Source organism: Craurococcus roseus (assembly GCF_039523795.1).
Lineage (GTDB): Bacteria > Pseudomonadota > Alphaproteobacteria > Acetobacterales > Acetobacteraceae > Craurococcus > Craurococcus roseus.
Map to the genome: position 1 here is coordinate 30,076 of NZ_BAAAFZ010000038.1, position 21,382 is coordinate 51,457.

27 protein-coding genes are annotated in these 21,382 nt (G+C 72.3%); 7 read left to right on the forward strand and 20 right to left on the reverse strand.

Features of this window, described 5'->3' with window-relative positions; translation table 11 throughout:
* Positions 1-21: 21 nt before the first annotated feature.
* The 3 genes from ABD067_RS13530 to ABD067_RS13540 all read right to left on the reverse strand — a co-directional run bounded on the left by ABD067_RS13530 (position 22) and on the right by ABD067_RS13540 (position 1,531).
* Complete coding sequence (locus ABD067_RS13530) at positions 22-267, reverse strand: NepR family anti-sigma factor (RefSeq protein ID WP_343895834.1); 246 nt, start codon at positions 265-267, stop codon at positions 22-24.
* A gap of 28 nt (positions 268-295) precedes the next feature.
* A complete protein-coding gene (locus ABD067_RS13535; protein WP_343895835.1) occupies positions 296-892 on the reverse strand; it encodes a sigma-70 family RNA polymerase sigma factor in 597 nt (198 codons plus the stop codon).
* A gap of 72 nt (positions 893-964) precedes the next feature.
* Positions 965-1,531, reverse strand: a complete 567-nt coding sequence (locus ABD067_RS13540) for a sigma-70 family RNA polymerase sigma factor (RefSeq protein ID WP_343895836.1) — start codon at positions 1,529-1,531, stop codon at positions 965-967.
* Between the two features lie 3 nt (positions 1,532-1,534).
* Between ABD067_RS13540 and ABD067_RS13545 the strand changes: the two genes are divergently transcribed.
* Both ABD067_RS13545 and ABD067_RS13550 read left to right on the forward strand, forming a co-directional pair.
* A complete protein-coding gene (locus ABD067_RS13545) occupies positions 1,535-2,293 on the forward strand; it encodes a PhyR family response regulator anti-anti-sigma factor (RefSeq protein ID WP_343895837.1) in 759 nt (252 codons plus the stop codon).
* Positions 2,294-2,412: 119 nt separating this feature from the next.
* Entirely contained in the window at positions 2,413-2,580 is a 168-nt protein-coding gene (locus ABD067_RS13550; RefSeq protein ID WP_343895838.1) for a DUF1328 domain-containing protein, read from the forward strand.
* Positions 2,581-2,686: 106 nt separating this feature from the next.
* On the opposite strand, the gene ABD067_RS13555 is transcribed toward ABD067_RS13550, so the two are convergent.
* Entirely contained in the window at positions 2,687-3,745 is a 1,059-nt protein-coding gene (locus ABD067_RS13555; RefSeq protein ID WP_343895839.1) for an alcohol dehydrogenase, read from the reverse strand.
* A 128-nt stretch (positions 3,746-3,873) separates the two neighbouring features.
* On the opposite strand from ABD067_RS13555, the gene ABD067_RS13560 reads away from it, so the two are divergent.
* On the forward strand, positions 3,874-4,389 hold the full coding sequence (locus ABD067_RS13560; RefSeq protein WP_343895840.1) for a YidB family protein: 516 nt from the start codon (positions 3,874-3,876) through the stop codon (positions 4,387-4,389).
* Between the two features lie 76 nt (positions 4,390-4,465).
* Here the strand turns inward: ABD067_RS13560 and ABD067_RS13565 are convergent, their stop codons facing one another.
* From ABD067_RS13565 to ABD067_RS13575, 3 genes are read right to left on the reverse strand one after another with little or no spacing between them, the layout of a single operon-like run.
* Positions 4,466-5,611, reverse strand: coding sequence for a toxic anion resistance protein (locus ABD067_RS13565; protein ID WP_343895841.1), 1,146 nt, complete (start codon positions 5,609-5,611; stop codon positions 4,466-4,468).
* Entirely contained in the window at positions 5,611-6,354 is a 744-nt protein-coding gene (locus ABD067_RS13570) for a hypothetical protein (protein ID WP_343895842.1), read from the reverse strand. Before ABD067_RS13570 ends, ABD067_RS13565 begins: the two co-directional genes overlap by 1 nt.
* Positions 6,354-6,512 (reverse strand): hypothetical protein, encoded by a 159-nt coding sequence (locus ABD067_RS13575; protein ID WP_343895843.1) that lies wholly within the window; start codon positions 6,510-6,512, stop codon positions 6,354-6,356. The genes ABD067_RS13570 and ABD067_RS13575 overlap by 1 nt, the downstream gene beginning before the upstream one ends.
* 71 nt (positions 6,513-6,583) lie before the next feature.
* On the opposite strand from ABD067_RS13575, the gene ABD067_RS13580 reads away from it, so the two are divergent.
* The gene (locus ABD067_RS13580; protein WP_343895844.1) at positions 6,584-7,513 is read left to right on the forward strand and encodes a 3-hydroxyacyl-CoA dehydrogenase; all 930 of its coding nucleotides are present in this window, start codon (positions 6,584-6,586) and stop codon (positions 7,511-7,513) included.
* A 44-nt stretch (positions 7,514-7,557) separates the two neighbouring features.
* On the opposite strand, the gene ABD067_RS13585 is transcribed toward ABD067_RS13580, so the two are convergent.
* From ABD067_RS13585 to ABD067_RS13600, 4 genes are all read right to left on the reverse strand, one after another.
* Complete coding sequence (locus ABD067_RS13585) at positions 7,558-7,908, reverse strand: RidA family protein (protein ID WP_343895846.1); 351 nt, start codon at positions 7,906-7,908, stop codon at positions 7,558-7,560.
* Between the two features lie 79 nt (positions 7,909-7,987).
* Positions 7,988-9,265 (reverse strand): MFS transporter, encoded by a 1,278-nt coding sequence (locus ABD067_RS13590; protein ID WP_343895847.1) that lies wholly within the window; start codon positions 9,263-9,265, stop codon positions 7,988-7,990.
* A gap of 20 nt (positions 9,266-9,285) precedes the next feature.
* Positions 9,286-9,720 (reverse strand): hypothetical protein, encoded by a 435-nt coding sequence (locus tag ABD067_RS13595; protein WP_343895848.1) that lies wholly within the window; start codon positions 9,718-9,720, stop codon positions 9,286-9,288.
* Positions 9,717-10,235: a hypothetical protein gene (locus tag ABD067_RS13600; RefSeq protein WP_343895849.1), complete on the reverse strand. Its 519-nt coding sequence runs from the start codon at positions 10,233-10,235 to the stop codon at positions 9,717-9,719. Before ABD067_RS13600 ends, ABD067_RS13595 begins: the two co-directional genes overlap by 4 nt.
* Before the next feature lie 77 nt (positions 10,236-10,312).
* Here ABD067_RS13600 and ABD067_RS13605 point away from each other — a divergent pair, with 77 nt between their 5' ends.
* A complete protein-coding gene (locus tag ABD067_RS13605; RefSeq protein ID WP_343895850.1) occupies positions 10,313-11,608 on the forward strand; it encodes an amidase in 1,296 nt (431 codons plus the stop codon).
* Between the two features lie 11 nt (positions 11,609-11,619).
* On the opposite strand, the gene ABD067_RS13610 is transcribed toward ABD067_RS13605, so the two are convergent.
* From ABD067_RS13610 to ABD067_RS13635, 6 genes are read right to left on the reverse strand one after another with little or no spacing between them, the layout of a single operon-like run.
* Positions 11,620-13,275, reverse strand: a complete 1,656-nt coding sequence (locus tag ABD067_RS13610; RefSeq protein WP_343895851.1) for a molybdopterin-binding/glycosyltransferase family 2 protein — start codon at positions 13,273-13,275, stop codon at positions 11,620-11,622.
* The gene (locus tag ABD067_RS13615; RefSeq protein WP_343895852.1) at positions 13,272-14,003 is read right to left on the reverse strand and encodes an XdhC family protein; all 732 of its coding nucleotides are present in this window, start codon (positions 14,001-14,003) and stop codon (positions 13,272-13,274) included. The genes ABD067_RS13610 and ABD067_RS13615 overlap by 4 nt, the downstream gene beginning before the upstream one ends.
* Positions 14,000-14,320 (reverse strand): XdhC family protein, encoded by a 321-nt coding sequence (locus ABD067_RS13620; RefSeq protein WP_343895853.1) that lies wholly within the window; start codon positions 14,318-14,320, stop codon positions 14,000-14,002. Before ABD067_RS13620 ends, ABD067_RS13615 begins: the two co-directional genes overlap by 4 nt.
* On the reverse strand, positions 14,317-15,546 hold the full coding sequence (locus tag ABD067_RS13625; protein WP_343895854.1) for a vWA domain-containing protein: 1,230 nt from the start codon (positions 15,544-15,546) through the stop codon (positions 14,317-14,319). Before ABD067_RS13625 ends, ABD067_RS13620 begins: the two co-directional genes overlap by 4 nt.
* Entirely contained in the window at positions 15,543-16,418 is an 876-nt protein-coding gene (locus ABD067_RS13630) for an AAA family ATPase (protein WP_343895949.1), read from the reverse strand. The genes ABD067_RS13625 and ABD067_RS13630 overlap by 4 nt, the downstream gene beginning before the upstream one ends.
* A 35-nt stretch (positions 16,419-16,453) precedes the next feature.
* Positions 16,454-17,224: a CoxG family protein gene (locus ABD067_RS13635; RefSeq protein ID WP_343895855.1), complete on the reverse strand. Its 771-nt coding sequence runs from the start codon at positions 17,222-17,224 to the stop codon at positions 16,454-16,456.
* 168 nt (positions 17,225-17,392) lie between these two features.
* Between ABD067_RS13635 and prpB the strand changes: the two genes are divergently transcribed.
* Complete coding sequence (gene prpB, locus ABD067_RS13640) at positions 17,393-18,316, forward strand: methylisocitrate lyase (protein ID WP_343895856.1); 924 nt, start codon at positions 17,393-17,395, stop codon at positions 18,314-18,316.
* Between the two features lie 33 nt (positions 18,317-18,349).
* Here prpB and ABD067_RS13645 read toward each other — a convergent pair whose 3' ends face one another.
* Positions 18,350-18,613, reverse strand: a complete 264-nt coding sequence (locus ABD067_RS13645) for a hypothetical protein (RefSeq protein WP_343895857.1) — start codon at positions 18,611-18,613, stop codon at positions 18,350-18,352.
* A gap of 86 nt (positions 18,614-18,699) precedes the next feature.
* Positions 18,700-19,227, reverse strand: coding sequence for an OmpA family protein (locus ABD067_RS13650; RefSeq protein WP_343895859.1), 528 nt, complete (start codon positions 19,225-19,227; stop codon positions 18,700-18,702).
* A 267-nt stretch (positions 19,228-19,494) separates the two neighbouring features.
* On the opposite strand from ABD067_RS13650, the gene ABD067_RS13655 reads away from it, so the two are divergent.
* A complete protein-coding gene (locus ABD067_RS13655) occupies positions 19,495-20,199 on the forward strand; it encodes an RraA family protein (RefSeq protein WP_343895860.1) in 705 nt (234 codons plus the stop codon).
* 11 nt (positions 20,200-20,210) lie between these two features.
* On the opposite strand, the gene ABD067_RS13660 is transcribed toward ABD067_RS13655, so the two are convergent.
* Positions 20,211-21,371 carry an amidohydrolase gene (locus ABD067_RS13660; RefSeq protein ID WP_343895861.1) on the reverse strand — a complete coding sequence of 387 codons (1,161 nt, stop codon included), beginning with the start codon at positions 21,369-21,371 and terminating at the stop codon, positions 20,211-20,213.
* Positions 21,372-21,382 lie beyond the last annotated feature (11 nt).

Here is a 21,382-nt window from a genome sequence, read left to right on the forward strand (position 1 = left end):
CACGGGCCGGCGCTCACGGCGTCACTTGTTGCGTTCGGCCAAGTCCTGTTCGATGAGCTTCAGCAACTCGTCCGGCACGGGTTCCTTGGCGACACTGTCGTAAAGTTTGTGAAGGCCCTGCTGAAGCCAGATGTCGAAGGCTTCTGAAGAGCCCTTGTCGGACCGGGTGGCCCGGGGGTGCGCCGACGCGTCGTCTGCGCCCCCCGATTTCGCTTTGCTCATCGTTCTCGCCGGCAGTGACGAAGCGGCAGGAAGCTCCTTCAGCATGAACGCCGAGCCCCGCACCATGGCACCATCAGGCACCGAGTTGCTGGACGCCGGGACGGCGGCCGGTGCGCTCGTCGGGCTTCGGCAGGGAAGAAGCGGAACGCTCCTCTCCAGCGAGCCAGACCTGCAACTGCCTACGGGCCCGGAACACGCGGCTCTTGGCCGTGCCCACGGCGCACCCCGTGGCCTCTGCGACCTCCTCGTAAGACATCCCTTGCAGGACAACCATGAACAAGGCTTCGCGCTGGTCGGACGGCAAACGGCCCAGGGCCTTGCTCAGCTCCTTGAGCACCATCCGGTCCTCGTGCGCCGCCCCGACCGCGAAAGCGGAGCTGGGCAGGTCTTCGATGTCGGTGGTTTCGCGCTGTTTCCGGAGGGTGCTGATGAAGCGGTTCCGGAGGATGCGGTGCATCCAGGCGGCAAAGTTGGTCCCCGGCGTGAAGCTCTCCTGGGCGGCCAGCGCGTTCGCCACGGCGTCCTGGACGAGATCTTCCGCGGCGGCGCGGTTGCGTGTCAGGGCGAGGGCTTGGATGCGAAGCTTCGGAACCAGTGCCACGAGTTGCTTGTGGAACTCGCCAGCCTCGCCCCGGAGCTTCGTCCTTGCCTGCGCGATCGTGCCGTCCATGCGTCGAAATCCCCAAACGCTGCTGTCCTGGTATCATGATCGCCAGCGGCAATAGGTTGCATCCAGCGCGCGTTATCCGGTCACACGCTCGAGAGCATGGGCGAGCTGTTGGCGGGCTCGGGACACCCGGGCTTTCATGGTGCCGGATGGCACGCCGCAGATTCGGGCGGCCTCTTCGTAGGACAGGCCCTGCGCGCCCACGAGTATCAACGCTTCGCGCAGAAGCGGCGGCAACGCTTGCAGCTTGTTGCCGAGGTCGCGGACGTCCGCGGACAGTTCCTGCGTGGCCGGGGCCGCATCCGTGCCGGGCTGCCGCCGGAGGCGGGCCTCCTCCCTCTTGCGGGAACGAAGCTGCTCGTGGAAGACGTTGCGGAGGACCGCGAAGCACCAAGGTCTGAGGTCCTGGATGGGACCGGAATCGTGCATATTTTGCAACGTTCTGGTCAGCGCCTCTTGCACGAGATCGTCAGCCTCGGCCTTCGTTCCCGCCAGGAAGCGCGCGAAGGCGCGCAACTCCGGCAACAAGTCCGCGAGCGCAGCGCGCAAATCCCCATCCGTGCCTTGCCGGTCCACCCAACGGTCAATATCAACGGACACGAAGCACCGCGAGCACGGGCGAGCCGCGGCATGGATGAACATGTGATGAGCGGTTCGGATCGGTCGGCGCTGGTGCGCGTTCTGCCCTACGCGAGGCGTTACGCCCGCGCCCTGTTAGGCAGCCAGGAGAAGGGCGACGCGGTGGTCGCGGGCGCGTTGCGGGCCGCGCTCGCCGATTCGGGCGCTGCCTCCGGCGACGTGGGCGCCCGCGCAGCCCTGTACCTCGCCATTGGCGACCACGTGCGCCAGTCGCCGCCGGATGCGTCCTCGGCGTTGGCGGAAAGCGACCTGTCCCTCCTCCAGCGCATGTTGCTCCTGCTCACGGCTTTGGAAGAGCAGCCTTTGAGCGCCGCCGCTGCCGCTTGCCGCGTCACGGTCGAGGTCGCCGAGCGCGAGCTCCGGTCGGCGCGCGACGGCATCCGTGCCGGCGCGGCGGCTCGCGTGCTCATCATCGAGGACGAGCCGATCATCGCCCTCGACATCCAAGACTTGGTCGAGCGGTGCGGACACAGCGTGGTCGGGATCGCCGCGACCGAGACCGAGGCGGTGCAGATAGCGCGCACCGAGCGGCCGAGCCTGGTGCTGGCCGACATCAACCTGGGCGCCGGGGGCGACGGTGCGACGGCGGTGTCGCGCATCCTCCGCGACGTGACGGCTCCCGTCATCTTCGTGACCGCCTTCCCGGAGCGCCTCTTGACCGGCGACGCCGTCGAACCCGCTTTCGTGATCACGAAGCCGTTCGACCCGACCACCCTTGCAGTGGCGACCTACCAAGCGGTCACGCGAGGCGTCCGGCCTGTGTGAGCCTATCGACGGGTCTTCCCGCCCCTGAGCGCGAAGATCGCGCCCGCCACAATCGTTGGAGTTTTGCAACCGCTTCCGGGGATCGGCGTTGATCGGGCGGTCCCTCGACGGAGGCGCGCATGCTCTACTGGACGCTGGTCTTCCTGCTCATCGCATTGGTGGCGGGCCTTTTCGGCTTCGGCGGCATCGCGTCGGCCTCGGCCGGAATCGCCAAGATCCTCTTCGCGGTATTCCTGGTGTTGTTCCTGCTGTCGCTGGTCTTCGGAGCCGTGCGCGGAGGCTACTAGCACGCCTTTCCGCGGCGGTCGCCGGGGCGGAGTCGGTGGCCGGCGGCGAACCGCCGGCCGTCCGCCCGTCGCCCGCCCGGCGTGCCAGGGGCGCCGCGGGCGCGCGTTACGCCGTCAGCACCACGCGCCCCACGACTTTGCCGTCCCGCAATCTGTTGAGCACGGCATCGGCGTTGCGCAGCGGTTCTTGGGCGATGGGGATGGGCGGGATCTTGCCTTCCTTGGCGATGCCGACGAGCGACCTGAGCTCCTTCACGTTCCCCACGTAGCTGCCCTGGATCGTCAGCGCGCGGATGGGCATCAACGGCAAGGGGATGGACATCTCCCCACCGAACAGCCCCACCTGGATCAGCTTCCCGCCTTTGCGGAGCGCGTCGAAGGCGAAGCGGGCCGTTTGCGTGCCGTTGACCAGGTCGATGACGGCCGCCACCGGCCCGCCGCACGCCTCCATGATCCGCTTGGCCGTGTCTTCGCCGGAGGCCAGGACGGTATCCGTGGCGCCTTGCGCCTTTGCCGCGTCCAACTTTTCGGCGGCGACGTCCACCACGCAGATGCGCTTGTGCCCGAGCGCCTTTAGGACGGCGATGGCGTTCATGCCTAGGCCCCCGGCGCCCACCAGCACGACGGGCTCCTCGGGCCGCATCGGCATCGCCTTGTTGATGGCCGAGTACACCGTCAAGCCGGAGCACGCGTAGGTCGCCGCCAGGGCCGGATCGATGCCGGCGATGTCGACCAGGTGCTTCCAACTCGTGGCCAGGACGTGCGTGGCGTAGCCGCCGTTCTGGTACACGCCGAGGCTGCGCGGCGCGAGGCACATGTTCTCCTCTTCCGCCCGGCACGCGTCGCACTTGCCGCACCCCACCCAAGGGTAAACCAAGCGGACGTCGCCGACCTTCACGCCTTTGCCCTCGGCTTCCGGGCCGAGCTTGGCCACGCGGCCGACGATCTCGTGCCCCATGGCCAAAGGCAGCACCACGCCGCGGTCCGTCAACCGCATCTTGCCCCGGCTGCCCAGGTCGTACTCGCCTTCCCAGATGTGCAGGTCGGAGTGGCAGACGCCGGCGTGCGTCACTTCCAGCAGCACTTGTTCGCCGGTCGGCTCCGGCGTAGGGAACTCCATTTCCTGGAGCGGCTTGCCTGTTTCGACGACGGCCCATGCGCGCATGGCGAGTCCTCCCATCGGGATTGCTTGTGGGGGGATGGGACAATGCGCCGGTCCGGGGGTCAAGCGGGCCGGGGCAACGCCGGCGCCGCGCCGGCGTTTCAATCGCGGTACAGCCGGGAGGACGCCTTGTGAGCGAGTTCCTGTCGCGTATGGGCGGCGCTGCCTTGAACGACCTGAAGGGGTCGCCGCTGGACAAGATCCTGAACCAATTGATGGGCGGTCAGCAGGGCGCGTCCGGACTGGAAGCCTTAGTCGGGAAACTTCGCGATGGCGGCCTCGCGGACCGCGTCGAGAGCTGGATCTCCACCGACGCGAACCGTCCGGTCGCCCCGCAGGAGCTGGAACAAGCGTTCAGCCCGGAGGAGGCTGACCGGCTCGCCTCCGGCGCGGGGATGGAACGGCCCGGCTTGCTGGCCCTCCTGAGCCAAGTGCTGCCCCGTCTGATCGACGGGCTGACCCCCCAAGGGAGATTGCCATCGCAGGAGGAGGTGCCCCAGGGCGGGTTGGGCAGCATCCTGCGCGACATCCTCGGGCACCTCGGCGGCGAGCGCGGCACCGACGAAGGCGCCCGCCGCTTCGGCGAGTCGCCCTCCTCCGACGGACCGGCGCCGCCGCAGGGCACCGGGCCGGTGCGGCGCACCTAGGTTCGGCACCAGGGCGCGAAAAAGCCGCCCAGACCGCACATTGCCCGCGCCGATGCCCGAACGGCGGCGCCGTCCGTCACATCGGGCGCCGGGCCTCTGACCTCGGTCCCTTGGCGGCGATCAGCACCCGGCGGATCTCATTCTCGGCCTTCTCGAGTTCCTTGGTCGCCGAGGCGCGCTGCGCCTGTGCATCCTGGGCGATGCGGAGGCTGTCCTCGATCGTCGCCACCAGCGAAGCGTTCGCCTTCTTCACCGCCTCGATGTCGAACACGCCGCGTTCGAGCTGGGTCCGCGCCTCCAGGTTCCCTTCGCGCAGCCGCTCGGCATTGGCCGTCAGCAACTCGTTGGTGAGGTCGGTCGCCTGCTTCAGCGTCCGCCCCGCCTCGCGCATGTTCTGGATGGCGAGCGCCTGGGCGAGCTGCTGCCGCCACAGGGGCACGGTGTTGGCGATGACGCTCTGGATCTTGGACGCGAGCGCCTTGTCGTTCTCCTGGATGAGCCGGATCGAGGGCAGCGCCTGCATCGCGACCTGCCGCGTCAGCCGGAGGTCGTGCACGCGCCGCTCCAACTCGTCGCGCGCCGAACGCAGGTCCCGCAGCCGCTGCGCCGCCACGGCGTCGCCGTTCTCGACCTCGCGCGTCAGGGCAGGGATGGCTTCCGCGTCCACGCGCTTCAGCACCGTGTCGCCGGCCGCGATGTGGTCGCCGAGGGCGTGGAACCACTCCAGCGTTGCGCCGTACAGGCGCTCCAGCTTCTCGACGTCCTCGAGCAGCCGGGTGCGGTGCGTGTCCAGGCGGTCGCCGACCTCTTCCACCTGGCCCTTGATGGTCTCGTAGCGTTGCAGCACGCGCGTCGCCTCGGCGCCGGCGCGGTTGAAGATGCGGGCGAAGAAGGTCCGCTTCGCGGCCAGGCCGCTCATGTCGAAGCCGCGCAGCGTGCCGAGCAGGCTGGAGAGCGTCGCCCCGGCTTCGCCCGCCTCGCGGTTGCGGGCGCCTTCCAGCATGGCGTCCGCCGCGGCGGTCGCGCGGCTCTGCGCCTCGGCCCCGAAGCGGAGGATGCTGCCCGGGTCGGCGATGTCGATCTGCGTCGCCAGGCGCTCCACCGCCGGCGCGCGTTCGGACGCCGGCGGCGCCTCCATGGCCGCCTTCAGCGAAGCCTCCGTGGCGTCCCGCGCCTTGACCGCGGCGTCCGTCACGGGGGCCTCGTTCAAGCCCTGGCTCATCAGTAACCCTCCTCGCGCAGCCGGTCCGACATGACCTTCACCTGGATGTCCAACGCCTCGGTCTCCTCGCGGCGCAGCCGTTCCCGCAACTCGCCGGCGGTGCGGGAAAGGTCCTCCAGCAGCGCGGGCAAGCGCTCGGGGGGCGCCGCGCCGCCTTCGAGCCGCTCGGTGATGCGCTCCAAGCCGTCGAGATGGACCGACAGGAAGCGCCGCGCCTGCGGCAGCCGCTCGGGCCGCTCCGCCAGATCGTCCAGCACGCCTTCCATCGCCCGCGCGACGCCCATCACGCGCGGCTCGTTCAACCGGGTCGCGGCGCCCTCGATGCGGGCCAACCGCTCGCGCGCCAGCTCGATCGGGCCCGGCGTCGTCGGCGGTTCGGGGGGCGGAGGCGGCGCCGTTTCCGGCAAGGCCTCGAACGACATGCGGGTCCCGAAGAAGGCGCCCGCCGCCAGCACGAACGGGAAGATCACGCCCAGGCCCGCGGCGAGCGACGCGGCGAGGCCGGTGCCCACGGCCATGATCCAGGCGGCGCGGTCGGCGTCGCCCTTCCGGCCGCGGCGGAGCACCCGCGCGGCGAGTACCGACAGGCCGAAGCCGAGCGCGCTGCCCGCGACGATGCGCTCGTCGCCGCCCAGCGCGCCGAGCAGCGCGGCCGGGATCAGCGGCGAAGCGAAGAAGGGCAGGCCGAAGCCCCTGGTCCGCGTGCGGAACCCGATCCAGCCTTTGAGGGCGTTCTCGACCATCAGTAGAACAGGCTGCCGAACCCGCGGAACAGCGCCACCATGCCGGTGAACCAGACGGTGAGCGTCAGCAGCAAGCCGCCGCCGGCCCAGACGAGGGGGGTGTAGAGCGCCGGCGGCTTGGGCTCGGGGTCGTGCCGGCGGTCGTTGCGCGGTTCCATGGCGCGCCCTTAGATCGCCCGCGCGACCCCGCCGATCAAGTCCGGCCGGCGAAAGGTGATGGAGCGGTGCGATGGAGCGGATAGCCGTGGTGGGCGCGGGGCTGATCGGGCGGGCCTGGGCCATGGTCTTCGCCCGCGGCGGTTGTTCCGTCGCCCTCTGGGACAAGCTCCCGGGCGTCGCCGAGGCGGCCATGGAGCAGATCCGGGCGCGCCTGGGCGACCTGCGCGCCGCCGGGCTGGTGGAGGAGGAGCCGACCGCGATCGCCGCGCGCATCCGGCCGCAAGCGGCGCTCGACGCCTGCTTGGCCGGCGCCATCCACGTCCAGGAGCAGGGGCCGGAGCGGGTCGAGGTGAAGCGCGAACTCTTCGCGGAGCTCGACGCGTTGAGCCCGCCGGACGCCGTGCTCGCCTCTTCCACCAGCGGCATCCCGGCGAGCGCCTTCACCGAAGCCCTCCCCGGGCGCGGCCGGTGCTTGGTCGCGCACCCGGTCAACCCGCCTTACTTGGTGCCGCTCGTTGAGCTTGTGGGCGCGCCCTGGACCAGCCCCGACGCCGTGGCGCGGACGCGCGCCCTCATGGCTCGTGTCGGGCAGGTGCCCGTGACGGCGATGAAGGAAACGCGCGGCTTCGTCCTGAACCGGATGCAGGCGGCGCTGGTGGCTGAAGCCTTCCGGCTGGTGCGCGACGGAGTGATGAGCGTGGAGGACGTGGACACCTGCGTGCGCGACGGGCTCGGCCTGCGGTGGAGCTTCATGGGCCCCTTCGAGACCATAGACCTGAACGCGCCCGGCGGCGTTGCCGACTACGCCGCGCGGTTCGGCCCGCTCTTGGGCGCCATCACCTCCGAACAGGCGCCCTACGATTTCGACGCGGCCACCGTGGAGAAGGTCGCGGCCGAGCGGCGCGCGGCGCTGCCGGCGGCGGGCATCGAAGGCCGCAGCGCGTGGCGCGACCGCCGCTTGATGGCCCTGCTGGCGCACCGCCGGGGCCAGCCCGGCTGACCGGACGGAGGCGGGCGCCTCGCAGCCGCCGGGAAGCGCCTAGCCTACTTGCAGGCGTTGACCATGATCTCCACGAGGTGTCGCGGGTCGGCCATGTTGGCCTCGACGCAGGCGCGGGCCGGCCGGCCTTCGTCGCCGAGCCACTCCACCCAGAGCTTGTTCATCGCGTCGCGGTCGCGGATGTCCTTGAGCCAGATCTGCGCGTTGAGGAGGCGCGACTTGTCGGTGCCGTTGGCTTCGAGCGCGGCGTCGATCTTGGCGAGCACCTGCCGCGTCTGCCCGGACACGTCCTGCGAGAGGTCGTCCGCGGTGATGCCGGCGAGGAAGACGAAGTTGTGGTACTCCACCGAATTCGACAGGATCTGATTGCTGCCCATCCGCGTGATCTTCGCCATGCGCCCCGCTCCTCGTTGCGAACGGGGGCGGTTCTAGGCCGCGGGGTGGGGAGCGGCAAGCGCGCCGGGTGCCGAAGGCTCACCGCCGGGCCAAGTCGCTGCCGCCTTGCGCGCCTCCCCCGCCTTCCAACTCGGCGGCCATCCGTGGAAGCCGGCTCACGCCCCAGGCGACCAACGCCAGCGCGAGCGCCATCGCCGCCAGGGTCGGCCACCTGAGGCCGAAGAGTTCCCCGGCCGTCCCGAGCGCGAGGGCGCCGCAAGCCGGGCAGGCGCGCACGATCATCCCCCAGAGGCTCAGCATCCGGCCCCGCATCGCCGGGTCGGACGCGCTTTGCACCAGTGTCTGCACCGAAATCCCATGCACGGAGCCGGCCGCGCCCATCAGCGCCCCGCACGCCATGGCGACGGGGAAGATGTCCGTCGCCACGAAGCCCGCCGTCGAAAGCGCCTGCGCGCCCACCGCGCCCACGGCGAGGCCGGTCGCGCCGGTGATGCGCCCGCGCGACGCCACCCACAGGCCGGAAGCGAGCGCGCCGACGCCGATGCTCGCCGTCAACAGGGCCAGCCCGTCCGGACCCTGCGCGAACAGGCGCTCGACGTAGGGCGGCAGTATCTCCTGCACGCCGCGCAAGAGCACGGACGCGACGGCGGCGAAGGCCAGGATCGGCCCCAGCCCGGGGTGGCGCGCCGCGTAACGCAGGCCGGCGAGGGTTTCCGCGAGGAGGGAAGCGCCGGGCGCGTGCCCCCGCCGCTGCGCCGCGTCCACGCGCAGCAGCGGCATCGTGGCGGTCGCCGTCACGTAGGCCAGGCAGTTGAGCGCGATGGCGGGAACCACGCCGTATCCGGCGATGAGCGGCCCCGCGATCGCTGGGCCGACGAAGCGCGCGACGTTGAAGCACAACGAGTTGCACGCCACCGCCGCCGGCAGGTCCGAACGCGGCACCAACGCCGGCATCAGGCTCTGCCGCGCCGGTTGCGAGAAGCTGGCGGCGATGCCGCCCACGACCTCCAGCACCAACAGGAGGCCGATGCCCAACTGCCCGAACGCCAGCAGCAGCGCGACGACGCCGGCCTGGACCGCGATGGCGCCCTGGGAGAGCATGGTCAGCCGCACGCGGTCCACGCGGTCCGCGACCGCTCCGGCGATCGGGCTGAACAGGACGGCGGGGGCCAGGTCGCAGAACGCGACCATCCCGACCCAAAAGGCGCTCCGCGTCAGCTCCCAGGCGAGCCAAGCCACCGCGATTCGGTGTATCCAAAGCCCCGTCCACGCGATGGCGGAGGCGCCGAAGAACACCCTCGCGTTGCGGTGGGACAGCGCGCGGCCGAGCGCGCCCGTACCGCCTAGCGCCGGCAAAGGCGCGTCCGCCTACGCGGTCAGCGCCGGGGCGGCGCGGCCGTCGTCCTGGGGTCTTGCTCCAGGCATTCCGCGGCGATCCGGTCGCGCTCGAACGCGCGGCCGAGGCGGTCGGTCTCCGCGCGCCGGGCGTAGATGCTGGCGTCCGTGCCGACGCGCGCGTCCCGCTCGTCTTCGCGCATGAGCTGCCCGCGGTCGCGGTAGAGCACGATCCGGTCGGCGTCGCGGCGGCAGGCTTCGGCCGCCCCCGCCCGGTCCCGCGCCCCTGCCGACGGCGCCGGCGACGTGAACGTCTGGCTGCGGCCCGCCGATGGCGGCGGAAGCCGCCGCGCTGTCGAGGGCGGGGCGGGCGCGGTGTAGGCGCCGGGCGACGGGGCGCGTTCGGCGCCCCCGCCGCAGCCGGACACGCCGGCCAAGGCCGCGCCGGCGACCAGTGCGAGCAAGGGGCGCGTCATGGCAGCCTCGCCGGGTTCGCGGCGCCGCGCGATGGCAGCGCCTTGGGCCGCAAGCGCTCGACGAGGGCCGTTTCGTCGAGGCGCGCTTCGTGGTCGAGCGGCAGGGCGGCGGCCGCCGCCAGCAGCGACGGGTGGAGGTCGACGCCGGCGGGCGTCACGTCGAAAAAGGGCTCCAGTTGCGCGGCGCGGGCCAGCACCTCGACCAAGGCGAGCAGCCGCAGGCAGAGCGACAGGCCGGTGAGCGTGTGGAGCCCGAAGGCTCGGTCGATCGCCTCCGTCCACGCCCCGGCGTCCGGGTCGGCGATGGCGATCTCGGTCGGCGCGCCGTCCTCCCGCTGCGCGAAGCGGAGGAAGCGCGGCGCGCCCCATTGCCGCTCCACCGCACCGTGCCGGGCCACGTTCCAAGCGCGCAACAGATCGCCCGGCGGCACGGCCGGCAACCGTTCGGGCGGAATGGGGACGAAGTAGGCGAGGGCGCCGGTCTCCGTCTGGGCGACGCGGATGGTGCGTGGCATCGCACGCATGTGGCACCGATGAGGGTCGAGCGCCACCGCCTTCGCGCCGGCCGCGCGACGTGCCAGGCTGCTGTTGCATGAGCGACCCCAGCCTACTCCCGGCCACCGCGGCCGCCCGCCGCCTCCAGGACGGCGCCCTGTCCGCCGCCGACCTCGCGGAAGCCTTCCTCGCCCGCGTCGCGGCCCGCGAGCCCGAACTGCGCGCCTTCGCTTGGCACGACCCCGCGGCCGTCCGCCGGGCGGCGGCGCGGGCCGACGCGGCGCGCGGCCGGGCAGGGCGCCCGCTCGGGCCGCTGCACGGCCTGCTGTTCGGCATCAAGGACGTGCTGGACACCGCCGACATGCCGTCGCAGTACGGCTCGCCGATCTGGGCCGGGCACCGGCCGAGGGCGGACGCGTCGGCGGTCGCGCTGGCGCGGCGCGCGGGCGCCATCGCCGTGGGCAAGACGGTTACGACCGAGTTCGCCACCCGCCACCCGGGCCCGACCGTCAACCCGCGCAACCCGGCGCACACGCCCGGCGGCTCGTCCTCCGGCTCCGCGGCCGGCTCGGCGGCGGGATTCTTCCACGCCGGCTTCGGCACGCAGACCGCGGGCAGCGTCATCCGGCCGGCGGCCTTCTGCGGCGCCGTCGGCTTCAAGCCGAGCTTCGGCACCCTGCACCGCGGCGGGATGAAGGTGATGAGCGAGTCGCTCGACACCATCGGCGTGATCGCCGGCAGCGTCGGCGATTGCGCGCTCTTCATGGCCGGGCTCACCGGCCGCGACCACGGCGACCCCGACGCGCGCCCCGGCGCCGCCCCGCGCCTCGGCGTCTGCCTGGGCCCGACCGCGGACCAGGCAGCGCCAGAAACGCTGGCCCTGCTCGACCGCGTCGCCGCCGCCGCCGGCAGGGCGGGTGCGACCGTGACCGAATTGCGCCTCCCGTCCGCCATGGACGAAGCGATGGATGCCCACCCCTTCGTCATGAACATGGAAAGCGCGCAGGCGCTGGCTTGGGAGCTGGACCACGCCTCCGCGCAGATTTCGCCCGTCCTCCGGGAACGCATGGACTGGGCGCGCTCGCAGCCCCCGGCGGCGCTGGACGAGGCGCGGCAAGCCTTCGCGGCCGCGCGCGCCGCGTTCGCCGACGCCATGAGGCCCTTCGACGCGCTGTTGACACCTTCGGCGCCCGGCGAGGCCCCGGAAGGGCTGGGCTGGACCGGCGATCCAGCCTTCAACTCGCTTTGGACGCTGCTGCACGTCCCATGCGTGACGGTGCCGGCGGGCGAGGGGCCGAAGGGCCTGCCCCTGGGCGCGCAGATCGTGGCGGGCTTCGGCCAGGACCGGGCGGCGCTCGCCTGGGCGGAGTGGGTCCGCGCCGCCGCGGCCTAGGCGGCGCCGGGTCAGCCGGCGGTGGTCGAGAAACCCGGCGCCTTCCGCAGCGCCGCGGCGGTGTCGAAGTCTTTGAGGACGGCGTCGTCGGCCACCTCCACCTCGATTACGCGGTCGGCGTGCTTGCCGACCAAGTGGCGGGCGCCGACATCGCCGGTGATCGCCATCATCTCCGGCAGGAACTCCATCGACCAGAGCATCGGGTTGCCCTGCTTGCCGCGGAAGGTCGGCATGGCGATGGCGCGGCCTTCTTCCGGGTCGAAGGCGGCGATCAGCCGGTCGATCATCGCGCCGGCCACCAACGGCATGTCGCCGAGGCACACCACCACGCCGTCGAGGCCGGGGGGCAAGGCCGCCAAGCCGGCCTTCAGGCTGGCCGAAAGCCCTTCCGCGTAATCCTCGGCGTGGGCGAACAGCACCGGCCTCCCGGCCAGCGCCGCCTCTATGCGCTCGCGTTCGTGCCCGGTGACGACAACCACCGGCCGCGCGTGCGATGCGAGCGCGTTGTCCACCACGCGCGCCACCATCGGCACGCCTTCATCATCGGGCACCAGCAGCTTGTTCAGCGGCGCCATGCGGCGCGACCGGCCAGCCGCCAGCACCAGCGCCGCCACGCGCCGCGGCCGGCGCGGGGCCTGCGTCGGCACGGGCGCGTTCGCCGCGTCGGCGCGGGGCAGGGGGCGGGCGTCGGTCTCCTTGAGCAGGCCGCCCACGCCCATCCCCATGATGTCGGCCGGCCCGACCGACAGGCCTGCGAACAGCCGCTGCAACACCCAGTCGATGCCGTTGAGCTTGGGCGAGCGGGCGCACCCCGGCAGCACCAGCGACGGTATCCCGTCGATGTGGCCGAGGCAGATCAGGTTGCCCGGGTCCACCGGCATCCCGAAGTGGTCGATCGCGCCGCCGGCGCGGACGATCCCGGCCGGCCCGACGTCGCGCCGGTCCACCACGGCCGAGGCGCCCGCCACGAGCAGGATTTGTGCGCCGGCCCGGCGGAGCCGCGTCAGCGCGTCGGACACGGCAGGCGCCTCGTGGCGGCAGCGCTCGTGCGGCAGCAGCGTGCCGCAGAGCGCCTCCACGCGGTCGCGCGTCGCCTCCACCGCGCCCTCCATCACCTTCTCCTTGAGGCCGGGCAGCTCCGTGAGCACGAGGCCGACCTTGATGGGCTGGAAGGGATGCACGGAGAGCAGCGGGCCGCCGTTCTGCCGGGCCAAGGTCTCCGCGACCTCGAGGACGCTCCCCGGCACCGCGAAGGGGATCACCTTGATGGTGGCGACCATCTCCCGCGCCCGCACCGGCAGGTAAGGGGCCAGCGTCGCCACCGTCAGGGACTCGTCGAGGCGGTTCAGGCGGTCGATGGCTTCTGCGTTCACCACGAGGAGCCCGGCCGCGTCCGCGAAGAGGTTCACCCGCCCCGTGGAGGCGCGGGACCGGGTGAGGAGGGGCGCCATCAACGCCTGCGCCAGCCGGTCCGCCGCCTCGTTCTCCGCCACGTCGCCCGGCTCCAGCCGCGCCGCGACGACCGAGGCGTGCCCCTCGTCCTGCAACGCGGCGATGTCCGCCGCTTCCAGAACCGTGCCCTTCTTCAGCACGCGGCGGTCGAGCCGGATGGTGTGCGCGAGGACCGCGCCGCGGGCCTCCGCCAGCGGGGTCGGGCCGAAGATCATCCTGCGGCGGCCATCTGCGGCGCGGCAGCGGAAGCCTCGCGCCGCGCAAGGGGGGCGCCGCGCCGCGCCGCCACCACCTCGGCGAGCGCCGAAAGGGCGATCTCGGGCGCCGTCACGGCCGCGATGTCGAGCCCCACGGGGGCGTGGATGCGCGAAATGGCGTCGTCGTCGTGCCCCATCTCCCGCAGCCGAGCCACCCGCTTGGCGTGGGTCCGGCGGCTGCCGAGCGCGCCGATGTAGAAGCAAGGCGAACGCAACGCGACATCGAGCGCCGGGTCGTCCAGCTTGGGGTCGTGCGTGAGGGTGACGACCGCGGTGCGCCCGTCGAGCGCCATCGCCGCCATCGCCTCGTCCGGCCAATCGGCCGACAAGGACACGCCCGGGAAGCGCTCCGGCGTGGCGAAGGCGCCGCGCGGATCGACCACGGTGACGGCGAAGCCGAGCGCCGCTGCCATCGGCACCAGCGCCTGGGCGACGTGAACCGCGCCGACCACGACCAAGCGCAGCGGCGGGTTGTGCGGGTGGACGAACCACCGCTCGCCGTCGAGCGCGGCGAGACCGGCCTTGTCGTCGCGCAGCGCCGCCTCGGCGGCCTCGGCGAGCGGGCGCGGGACGCCGGCGTCCTCCGGCCACAGGACCTGCGCGCCGTCCGGCAGACGCGTCAGCAGGGCGACCGGGCGCTTGGCCGATTGCGCCTCGCGCAGCCGCGCCAGCAGCTCCGGCGTCACGCCAGCTTCTCCAGGAAGACCTGGAGCTTGCCGCCGCAGGCCAGCCCCACCTCCCAGGCGCGCTCGTCGGAGATGCCGAAGTCGAGCAGTTGCGGCGCGCCGTCGGCCATCGTCTTCTGCGCCGCATCCGCCACGGCGCCCTCGATGCAGCCGCCGGACACGCTGCCGGCCATCCGCCCCGAGGCCGTGACGGCCAAGCGCGACCCGGCCGGCCGGGGCGAGCTGCCCCAGGTCTCGACCACCGTGGCGAGCGCCACGGTCTCGCCTTCCGCGGCCCAATCGGCGGCGGTGGCCAGAACGTCTTCGTCGCTGCTCATGCCGCAAGCGCCCTTCCGGATCGCGCGTGGCTCAGGCTTTCCACCAGCGCGCGCAGGCTGTCGAGGCTGTGCACCGTGCGGAACTCGTCCACATGGGGCAGCATCGCCCGTATCCCCTCTGATCTGGGCTGGAAGCCCTCGTACCGCAACAGGGGGTTCAGCCAGACCAGCCGCCGGCAGGACCGGTGCAACCGCGCGGTCTCCTCCGCCAGCCCGCGCGCGCCCTCGCGGTCCAGCCCGTCGGTGATGAGCAGCACCACCGCCCCCTGGCCGAGCACCCGCCGGGCCCAGTGGCGGTTGAACAGCGCGAGCGATTCGCCGATGCGCGTGCCCCCGGACCAGTCCGGGACGATGTGCGACACCATCTCGAACGCCACCTCCGGGTCGCGGTGGCGCAACTGCCGGGTCACGTTGGTCAGCCGCGTGCCGAACAGGAAGGAGTGGACCCGGGCGCGGTCGTTGGTCACGGCGTGCAGGAAGTGCAGCAGGAGCTGGGCGTAGCGCGCCATGCTGCCGGAGATGTCGCAAAGCGCCACCAGCGGCGGCGGCCGCACCACGCGGCGGCGCCGCTCCAGGCTGAGGACCTCGCCGCCCTGCCGCAGGCTGGCCCGGATGGTGGCGCGCAGGTCGACGGTCGGCCCCTGCGGGTCGCCGCGGAAGCGCCGGGTCGGCCGCTCGTCGAGCGGCAGGACCAAGCGGCGGATCTCCTGCTTGGCCCGCGCGATCTGCTCCGCCGACATCGTCTCGAAGTCCATGCTTTGCAGCCGCTCGCGCTCGCTCACCGCCAACGCCACCTCCGTCGGCGGCTGTTGCTCGTCCTGCGGCGGCGGCCGGTCCGGCGGCGGGCGCGGCGCCGAACGCGCCTCGGCCAAGCGCCGGCTCCCGGGCGGCGGCTTGCCCCGCTCCTTCATGCCTTCGAGCAGCGCCATGGCCGCGGCGTTCCGGTCGGCTTCCGGGTTGCGCCAGTACATCAAAAAGGCTTGGTCGAAGAGCTCGGAGTGCTCGCGCCGGCGCACCATCACCGCGCGCAGGGCCGCGTGGGTTTGGCGGCGGTCGTCCAATGGGACGAGCGTGAGGGCTTCCATCGCGGCGAGGATCTCGTTGTGGCCGACCGGCAAGCCCGCCCGGCGCAGGAGGCGCCCGAAGCCTTCGATGTTGGCCGCCAACGCGCCGCCGCCCGCCCCGCCCAGGCCGGCAAGGGCCGCGGCGGTGGCGAGGTCGCTCACGCGGCGGCCGCCTGCTTGGCTTCGGCGATCAGCCGCGCCGCTTCGGCGCCGCGGAGCTTGGCGATGTCGTCCTGGTACTTGAGCAGCACGCCGAGCGTCTCGTCCACGGGGCCGGGCTCCAGCTCCTTGGCGTCCAGCGCCGCCAGCGACTGCGCCCAGTCGATGGTCTCCGCTACGCCCGGCAGCTTGAAGTAGTCGCCGCCCCGCACCCGCTGCACGAAGCGCACCACCTCGGCCGAGAGCCGTTCCGGCAGGCCGGGTGCGCGGATCTTCAGGATGGCGCGCTCCCGCGTCGCGTCCGGGTAGTCCACCCAGTGGTAGAGGCACCGCCGCCGGATGGCGTCATGCACCTCGCGGGTCCGGTTGGAGGTGATGACGGCCAGCGGCGGCACTTCCGCGCGGATGGTGCCGAGCTCCGGCACCGTGATCTGGAAGTCCGCCAGCAACTCCAGCAGAAATGCCTCGAACGGCTCGTCGGCGCGGTCCAACTCGTCGATCAGCAGCACCGCCGGCCCGCCTTCGGGGCTGAGGGCGCGCAGCAACGGCCGCTCCTGGAGGAAGCGCCGGTCGTAGATGCCGCGCTCGATCGCGGCCTGGTCCGTCTCGCCAGCCGCTTCTGCCAAGCGGATCGCCATGAGTTGGCGCGCATGGTTCCACTCGTAGGCCGCTGCCGAAAGGTCCAGCCCGTCGTAGCATTGCAGGCGCACCAACCGGCGCGGCAACTGCGCCGCCAGAACCTTGGCGATCTCGGTCTTGCCGGTCCCGGGCTCGCCTTCCAGGAACAGCGGCCTGCCCATGCGGAGCGCCAGGAAGGCAGTGGTCGCCAGGGCTTGGTCCGCGACGTAGCCGCCCCGCGCCAGCATCTGGCGCATGGCCTCGACCGAGTCCGGTGCCGTGCCCGCGGCGGTCACAGGAACATCAACGCAGCGATGACCAGCAGGGCGGCGCCGCCGATCCAGAACTGCAACGGCAGACCGAAGGGCTGCATGGTGGTGAGCAGCCGGAGCGGCCGCAGCGCTTCCGTGTCCACCGGGCGCGGATTCGGCCGATGCACCGGCTTGCCGGAGGCGCTGGGGCCGTCCGCCCCGTGCTGGGTGAGCGGCCCCGCCGCCTGCGAATGGGCGAGGAACTCGGTGTCGGTGTTGGTTTGCGCCATGCCCCTCACTCCCGGTGCCGCTGCGGAGGCACCAACGGCCGTGGCGGCCTCCGGTTGAGGCGCGGCCGCTTCCGTTTCGGGCTGGTCGAAATGCGCGGTGAAGCGGTTGAAGAATTGGTCGGCCATCTGCTTGGCGGTGCTGTCGATCAGGCGCCCGCCCAACTGCGCGATCTTGCCGCCGACCTGGGCCTTGACGTTGTAGTTCAGCAGCGTTTCCGCCGGGCCGACCTCCTTCAGCGCGACGTCCGCGCCGCCCTTGGCGAAGCCCATAGCGCCGCCGCTGCCCTCGCCGGCGATGGTGTAGCTCTCGGGCGGGTTGAGGTTCTCCAGCCGCACCTTGCCGCTGAACTTGGCCGACATGGGGCCGAGCTTCACCGCCACCTTGGCCTTGAATTGGTCCTCGCCCTCGCGCTCGACGCTCTCGCAACCCGGTATGGAGGCGCGCAGCACCTCCGGGTCGTTGAGGGCGTCCCAAACTTGCTGGCGCGGCGCGGGGATGCGCCGCTCGCCGGTCATTTCCATGGTCTGCTCCCGTCTCGGCGCGGAGTTTAAGGGCCGGGCGGGGCCAGGGAAACCCGGGGGCGGGCGAGGGGAGGGCCGGCGGGCACTGGCACGGCGGACCCCGCCCTGACGGCGGCGCTCCCGCCGGCTAACCTGCCCCCGCAGCCCACCATCACCGGAAGCCCGCCGATGCCCTACGTCATTGCCGACGACCTGCCCACCGAGCCCGCCGGCGTGCGCTTCCGGCGCCTGCTCGACCGGCCGCAGATCCTGCAGATGCCGGGCGCCCACCTCGGCATCGCCGCGCTGCTCGCCAAGCGGGCGGGCTTCGAAGCCCTTTACCTGTCCGGCGCGGCCATGACGGCGACCATGGGCCTGCCCGACCTCGGCATGATCACGGTGGACGAGGTCTGCTTCCACATCCGCCAAGTGTCGCGCGCCTCCGCCCTGCCCATGCTGGTGGACGGCGACACGGGCTACGGCGAGGCGCTCAACGTCATGCACATGGTGCGCTCCTTCGAGGAGGCCGGCGCCGGCGCCGTCCACCTGGAGGACCAGCTCCTGCCCAAGAAGTGCGGGCACCTAAACGACAAGAAGCTCGCCGACGCGCGCGACATGGCCGCCAAGGTCGCCGCCGCCCGCAAGGCCCGGCGCGACCTCCTGGTGATAGCAAGGACGGACGCGGCTGCCAGCGAGGGCATGGACGGCGCGGTCGCGCGCGCCAAGCTGTACATGGAGGCCGGCGCCGACGCGATCTTCCCCGAGGCGCTGCACAGCGCCGAGATGTTCCGCGAGTTCGCCCGACGGATGCCGGGCGTGAAGCTGCTGGCCAACATGACCGAGTTCGGCCGCACGCCCTTCTTCACCGCCGCCGAGTTCGAGGCGATGGGCTACGCCATGGTGATCTGGCCGGTGTCCCACCTGCGCGTCGCCGCCCGAGCCATGGAGGAGCTGTACGCCGCCATCCGCCGGGACGGCGGCACGCAGAACGCGGTGGACCGGATGCAGACGCGCGCCGAGCTCTACGCCACCATCGACTACGCGGCCTACGAGGCGCTCGACGCCACCCTGGTCAAGACGGTGGTGCCGACAGCCATGCCGCAGCGGAATTGACGCGCGTCCCCGCTTCTCCGCGCCGGGGCGGCGTCACGGGTCGGGGTCGTCCACGGCGTCGATGACGGGCGGCCGCGGCGCCTGCGCCCACAAGCGGCTGTAAGCGTCCAGCGGCAGGAGGACGAAGGCGTCGGCCCCGTTCCGGGTCAGGACCAACGGGCCGCGGACCGCGCTGTCCACGAGGCTCGGCACGGACGCTTCGAGCGCCCCCATGTCCATGCGGGGCAACCCTTCCAGGCCCGGGGCGGGACGGCCCCTCGGGCTGGAAGGTATCGCTTGGTCGCCCGTGTCCGCCATGGCCGCGCTCCCCCAGATCGCGGCGAGTCAACGCCGCTGGCGGCGTTTGGGCAACCGCCGAGGGCCGTCGTGCCCGCGGCGGGGGGTCAGCCGCCGAGGTTCAGGACCTGCACGCGCCGGTTCCGCGGCTCCGAGGTCGCGTCCGGCGTCTGCACCAGCAACTGCGTTTCGCCCAGGCCCAAAGCTTCCAGGCGGGCGGCGGCGACGCCGTGCCGGCTGACGAGATAGTCGCGGACGGTGGCAGCGCGGCGTTCGGACAAAACCAGGTTGGCCGGGGCTTCCCCGGCGGTGTCGGTGTGGCCTTCGATCCGGAAGCGGTACCGGGCGAGTTCGGACGAATTCAAGGCGCGGCCCAGGGCCTCCAGGATCTTTTCGGCGTCCGGGGTCAGCGCCGCGGACCCGGACGGGAAGGGCAGCGCGAGCGCCGCGGCGGCGGTGCCTTCCGGCGCGGTTGTGCGGGCGGCGGCTTCGTCGGCGACCGGCCTCGCCCGGGACGTGGAGGGGCCGGTGGTCGAAAAGCCATGGTTACCGCGGTCTCCCGGCGGCCGCAGCAACTCGACCAGGTTGGGCAGTGAGGGCGCCTCCTGCGCCCCGGCCGGCGAACCGGGCGCCACGCAAAGCGCGCAGGCAAGCGCGAGGAAAGCCTTACGATGCCGCTGTCTCAAGCTCGATCCCCCGCCAAACACCACGTCCGGCCCAGTACGGTTCTTCCTTACGCTACACGAACCTGAAAGTTGGATCAATGTTCGCGATATGAACGTTGCAAGGAACAGCTTGGCGGACGGTCCATGCGGGCGGCCTGCTCGTCCGAGGGGCGTGCGCTTGGTTTGACGCGATCAGCAGGGCGCCGGATGCTGGACCGGATTGGGGAGGATGGGGGGATGGCCGAACGGCCCTTCGAAGCGGCGGATCTGGAAGCCCTTTGCCGATGGGACACGCCGACGATCTGCAACGCGCTGGAGATCGTGGCGCCGGCCCGCCGCGGCCGCGGCTTCACCTTCAAGCCGTTCACCGCCGCCGACCCGGCGCTGCCCCCGATCTGCGGCGTGGCGCGGACGGGGCGCATCCGCGCCGCCGCCCCCTCGGGCCGGACGCGCGAGCAGGACAAGGCCGCCCGCCTCGCCTGGTACGAGTACGTCGCCGAAGCGGACCTGCCGACCGTCGTGGTCCTGGAGGACCTGGACGAGACGCCCGGCACCGGGGCCTTCTGGGGCGAGGTGAACAGCAACGTCCACAAGGGCTTGGGGGCGCTGGGCTGCGTCACCAACGGCTCGTTCCGCGACATCGACATGCTCGCGCCCGGGTTCCAGATCCTGGGCGTCGTCAATCCGTCCCACGCCCATGTCCACGTGGTGGACCACGGCGGCGAGGTGTCCGTGCACGGGATGCCCTGCGCCCACGGCGACGTCGTCCACGCCGACCGCCACGGCGCCGTCGTGATCCCGGCCGACGCCGTGCGCGCGGTGCCGGCCGCCATCGACCTCCTCGCCCGCCGCGAGAAGGTCGTGCTCGACATGTGCAAGCGGAGCGACTTCGGCATCGCCGCGCTGCGCGAAGCGCTGGCGCAGGCCGACGAGATCCACTGAAGCGCGCCGGCTCAGCCCGGCGCGGCCAGCGCCCGCTTCGCCACCTCCGCCAACCAAGCGCTGGCGACCGGCAGGATGGCGTCGTTGAAGTCGTAGCGGGGGTTGTGCAGCTCCCGCCCGCCTTCGGCGCTCCCGTTGCCGATCCAGGCGAAGGCGCCGGGCACTTCCTGGAGGAACCAGGAAAAGTCCTCGCCGGTCATCGCGGGCGGGAGGTCGCGCCGGACGGCGCTCACCGCCCCGGCCGCCTCGGCGGCCAGGTCCCGCTCCGCCGGCCGGTTCGCCGTCACCGCGACGCCGCGACGCACATCCACCGCCGCGGAAAGGCCATAGGTCGCCGCGACGCCGTCCGCGACGCGCCGGAGGCCCCCCTCCAAAGCATCGCCGGTGGCGTCGCGGAGGAAGCGCATGGTGCCCTTGAGCACCGACCGCTGCGGCACTTGGTTCTGTGCCTCGCCGGCCTCGGCCACCGTGACGCTCACAACGGCCGAGTCGAGCGGGTCGACGTTGCGGGACACCAGGGATTGCAGCGCCACGATGCAGTGGCCAGCGCCCAGCATCGGGTCGCGGGTCAGGTGGGGCAGGGCGGCGTGCCCGGCGTGGCCCTCGAAGGCGATCTCGAACCGTGCCCCCGCGGCCATGACCGGTCCGTCGTGCACGGCCACCGTGCCCGCTTCGAGGCCCGGCCAGTTGTGCCACCCGAAGATGCGCTCCATCGGGAAGCGGGTGAACAGCCCGTCCTCGATCATGGCCTTGGCGCCGCCCCCGCCCTCCTCCGCCGGCTGGAACACCAGCCGCACCGTTCCGAACCAGGCCGGGTCGGCCTTCAGCAACGCGGCGGCCCCGAGCAACGCCGCGGTGTGCCCGTCGTGGCCGCAGGCGTGCATGACGCCGGGCACGGCGGACCGGTGGGGCAGGTCCGGGTTGATCTCCTGGATCGGGAGCGCGTCCATGTCGGCGCGGAGACCGACGGAACGGTTCGACAGGCGGTCGCCACCGCGGCCGTGTATGGTCGCAACCACGCCATGACCGCCGATGCCGCTTTCCGCTTCGATCCCCATCTCGCGCAGACGTTGCAAAACAAAAGCGGCGGTTTCTTCTTCGTGCAACGTCAGGCCCGGGTGCGCGTGCAGGTGCCGCCGCCAACGCGTCATCTCATCGGGTGAAATCGCCATGAGTCGGAGGG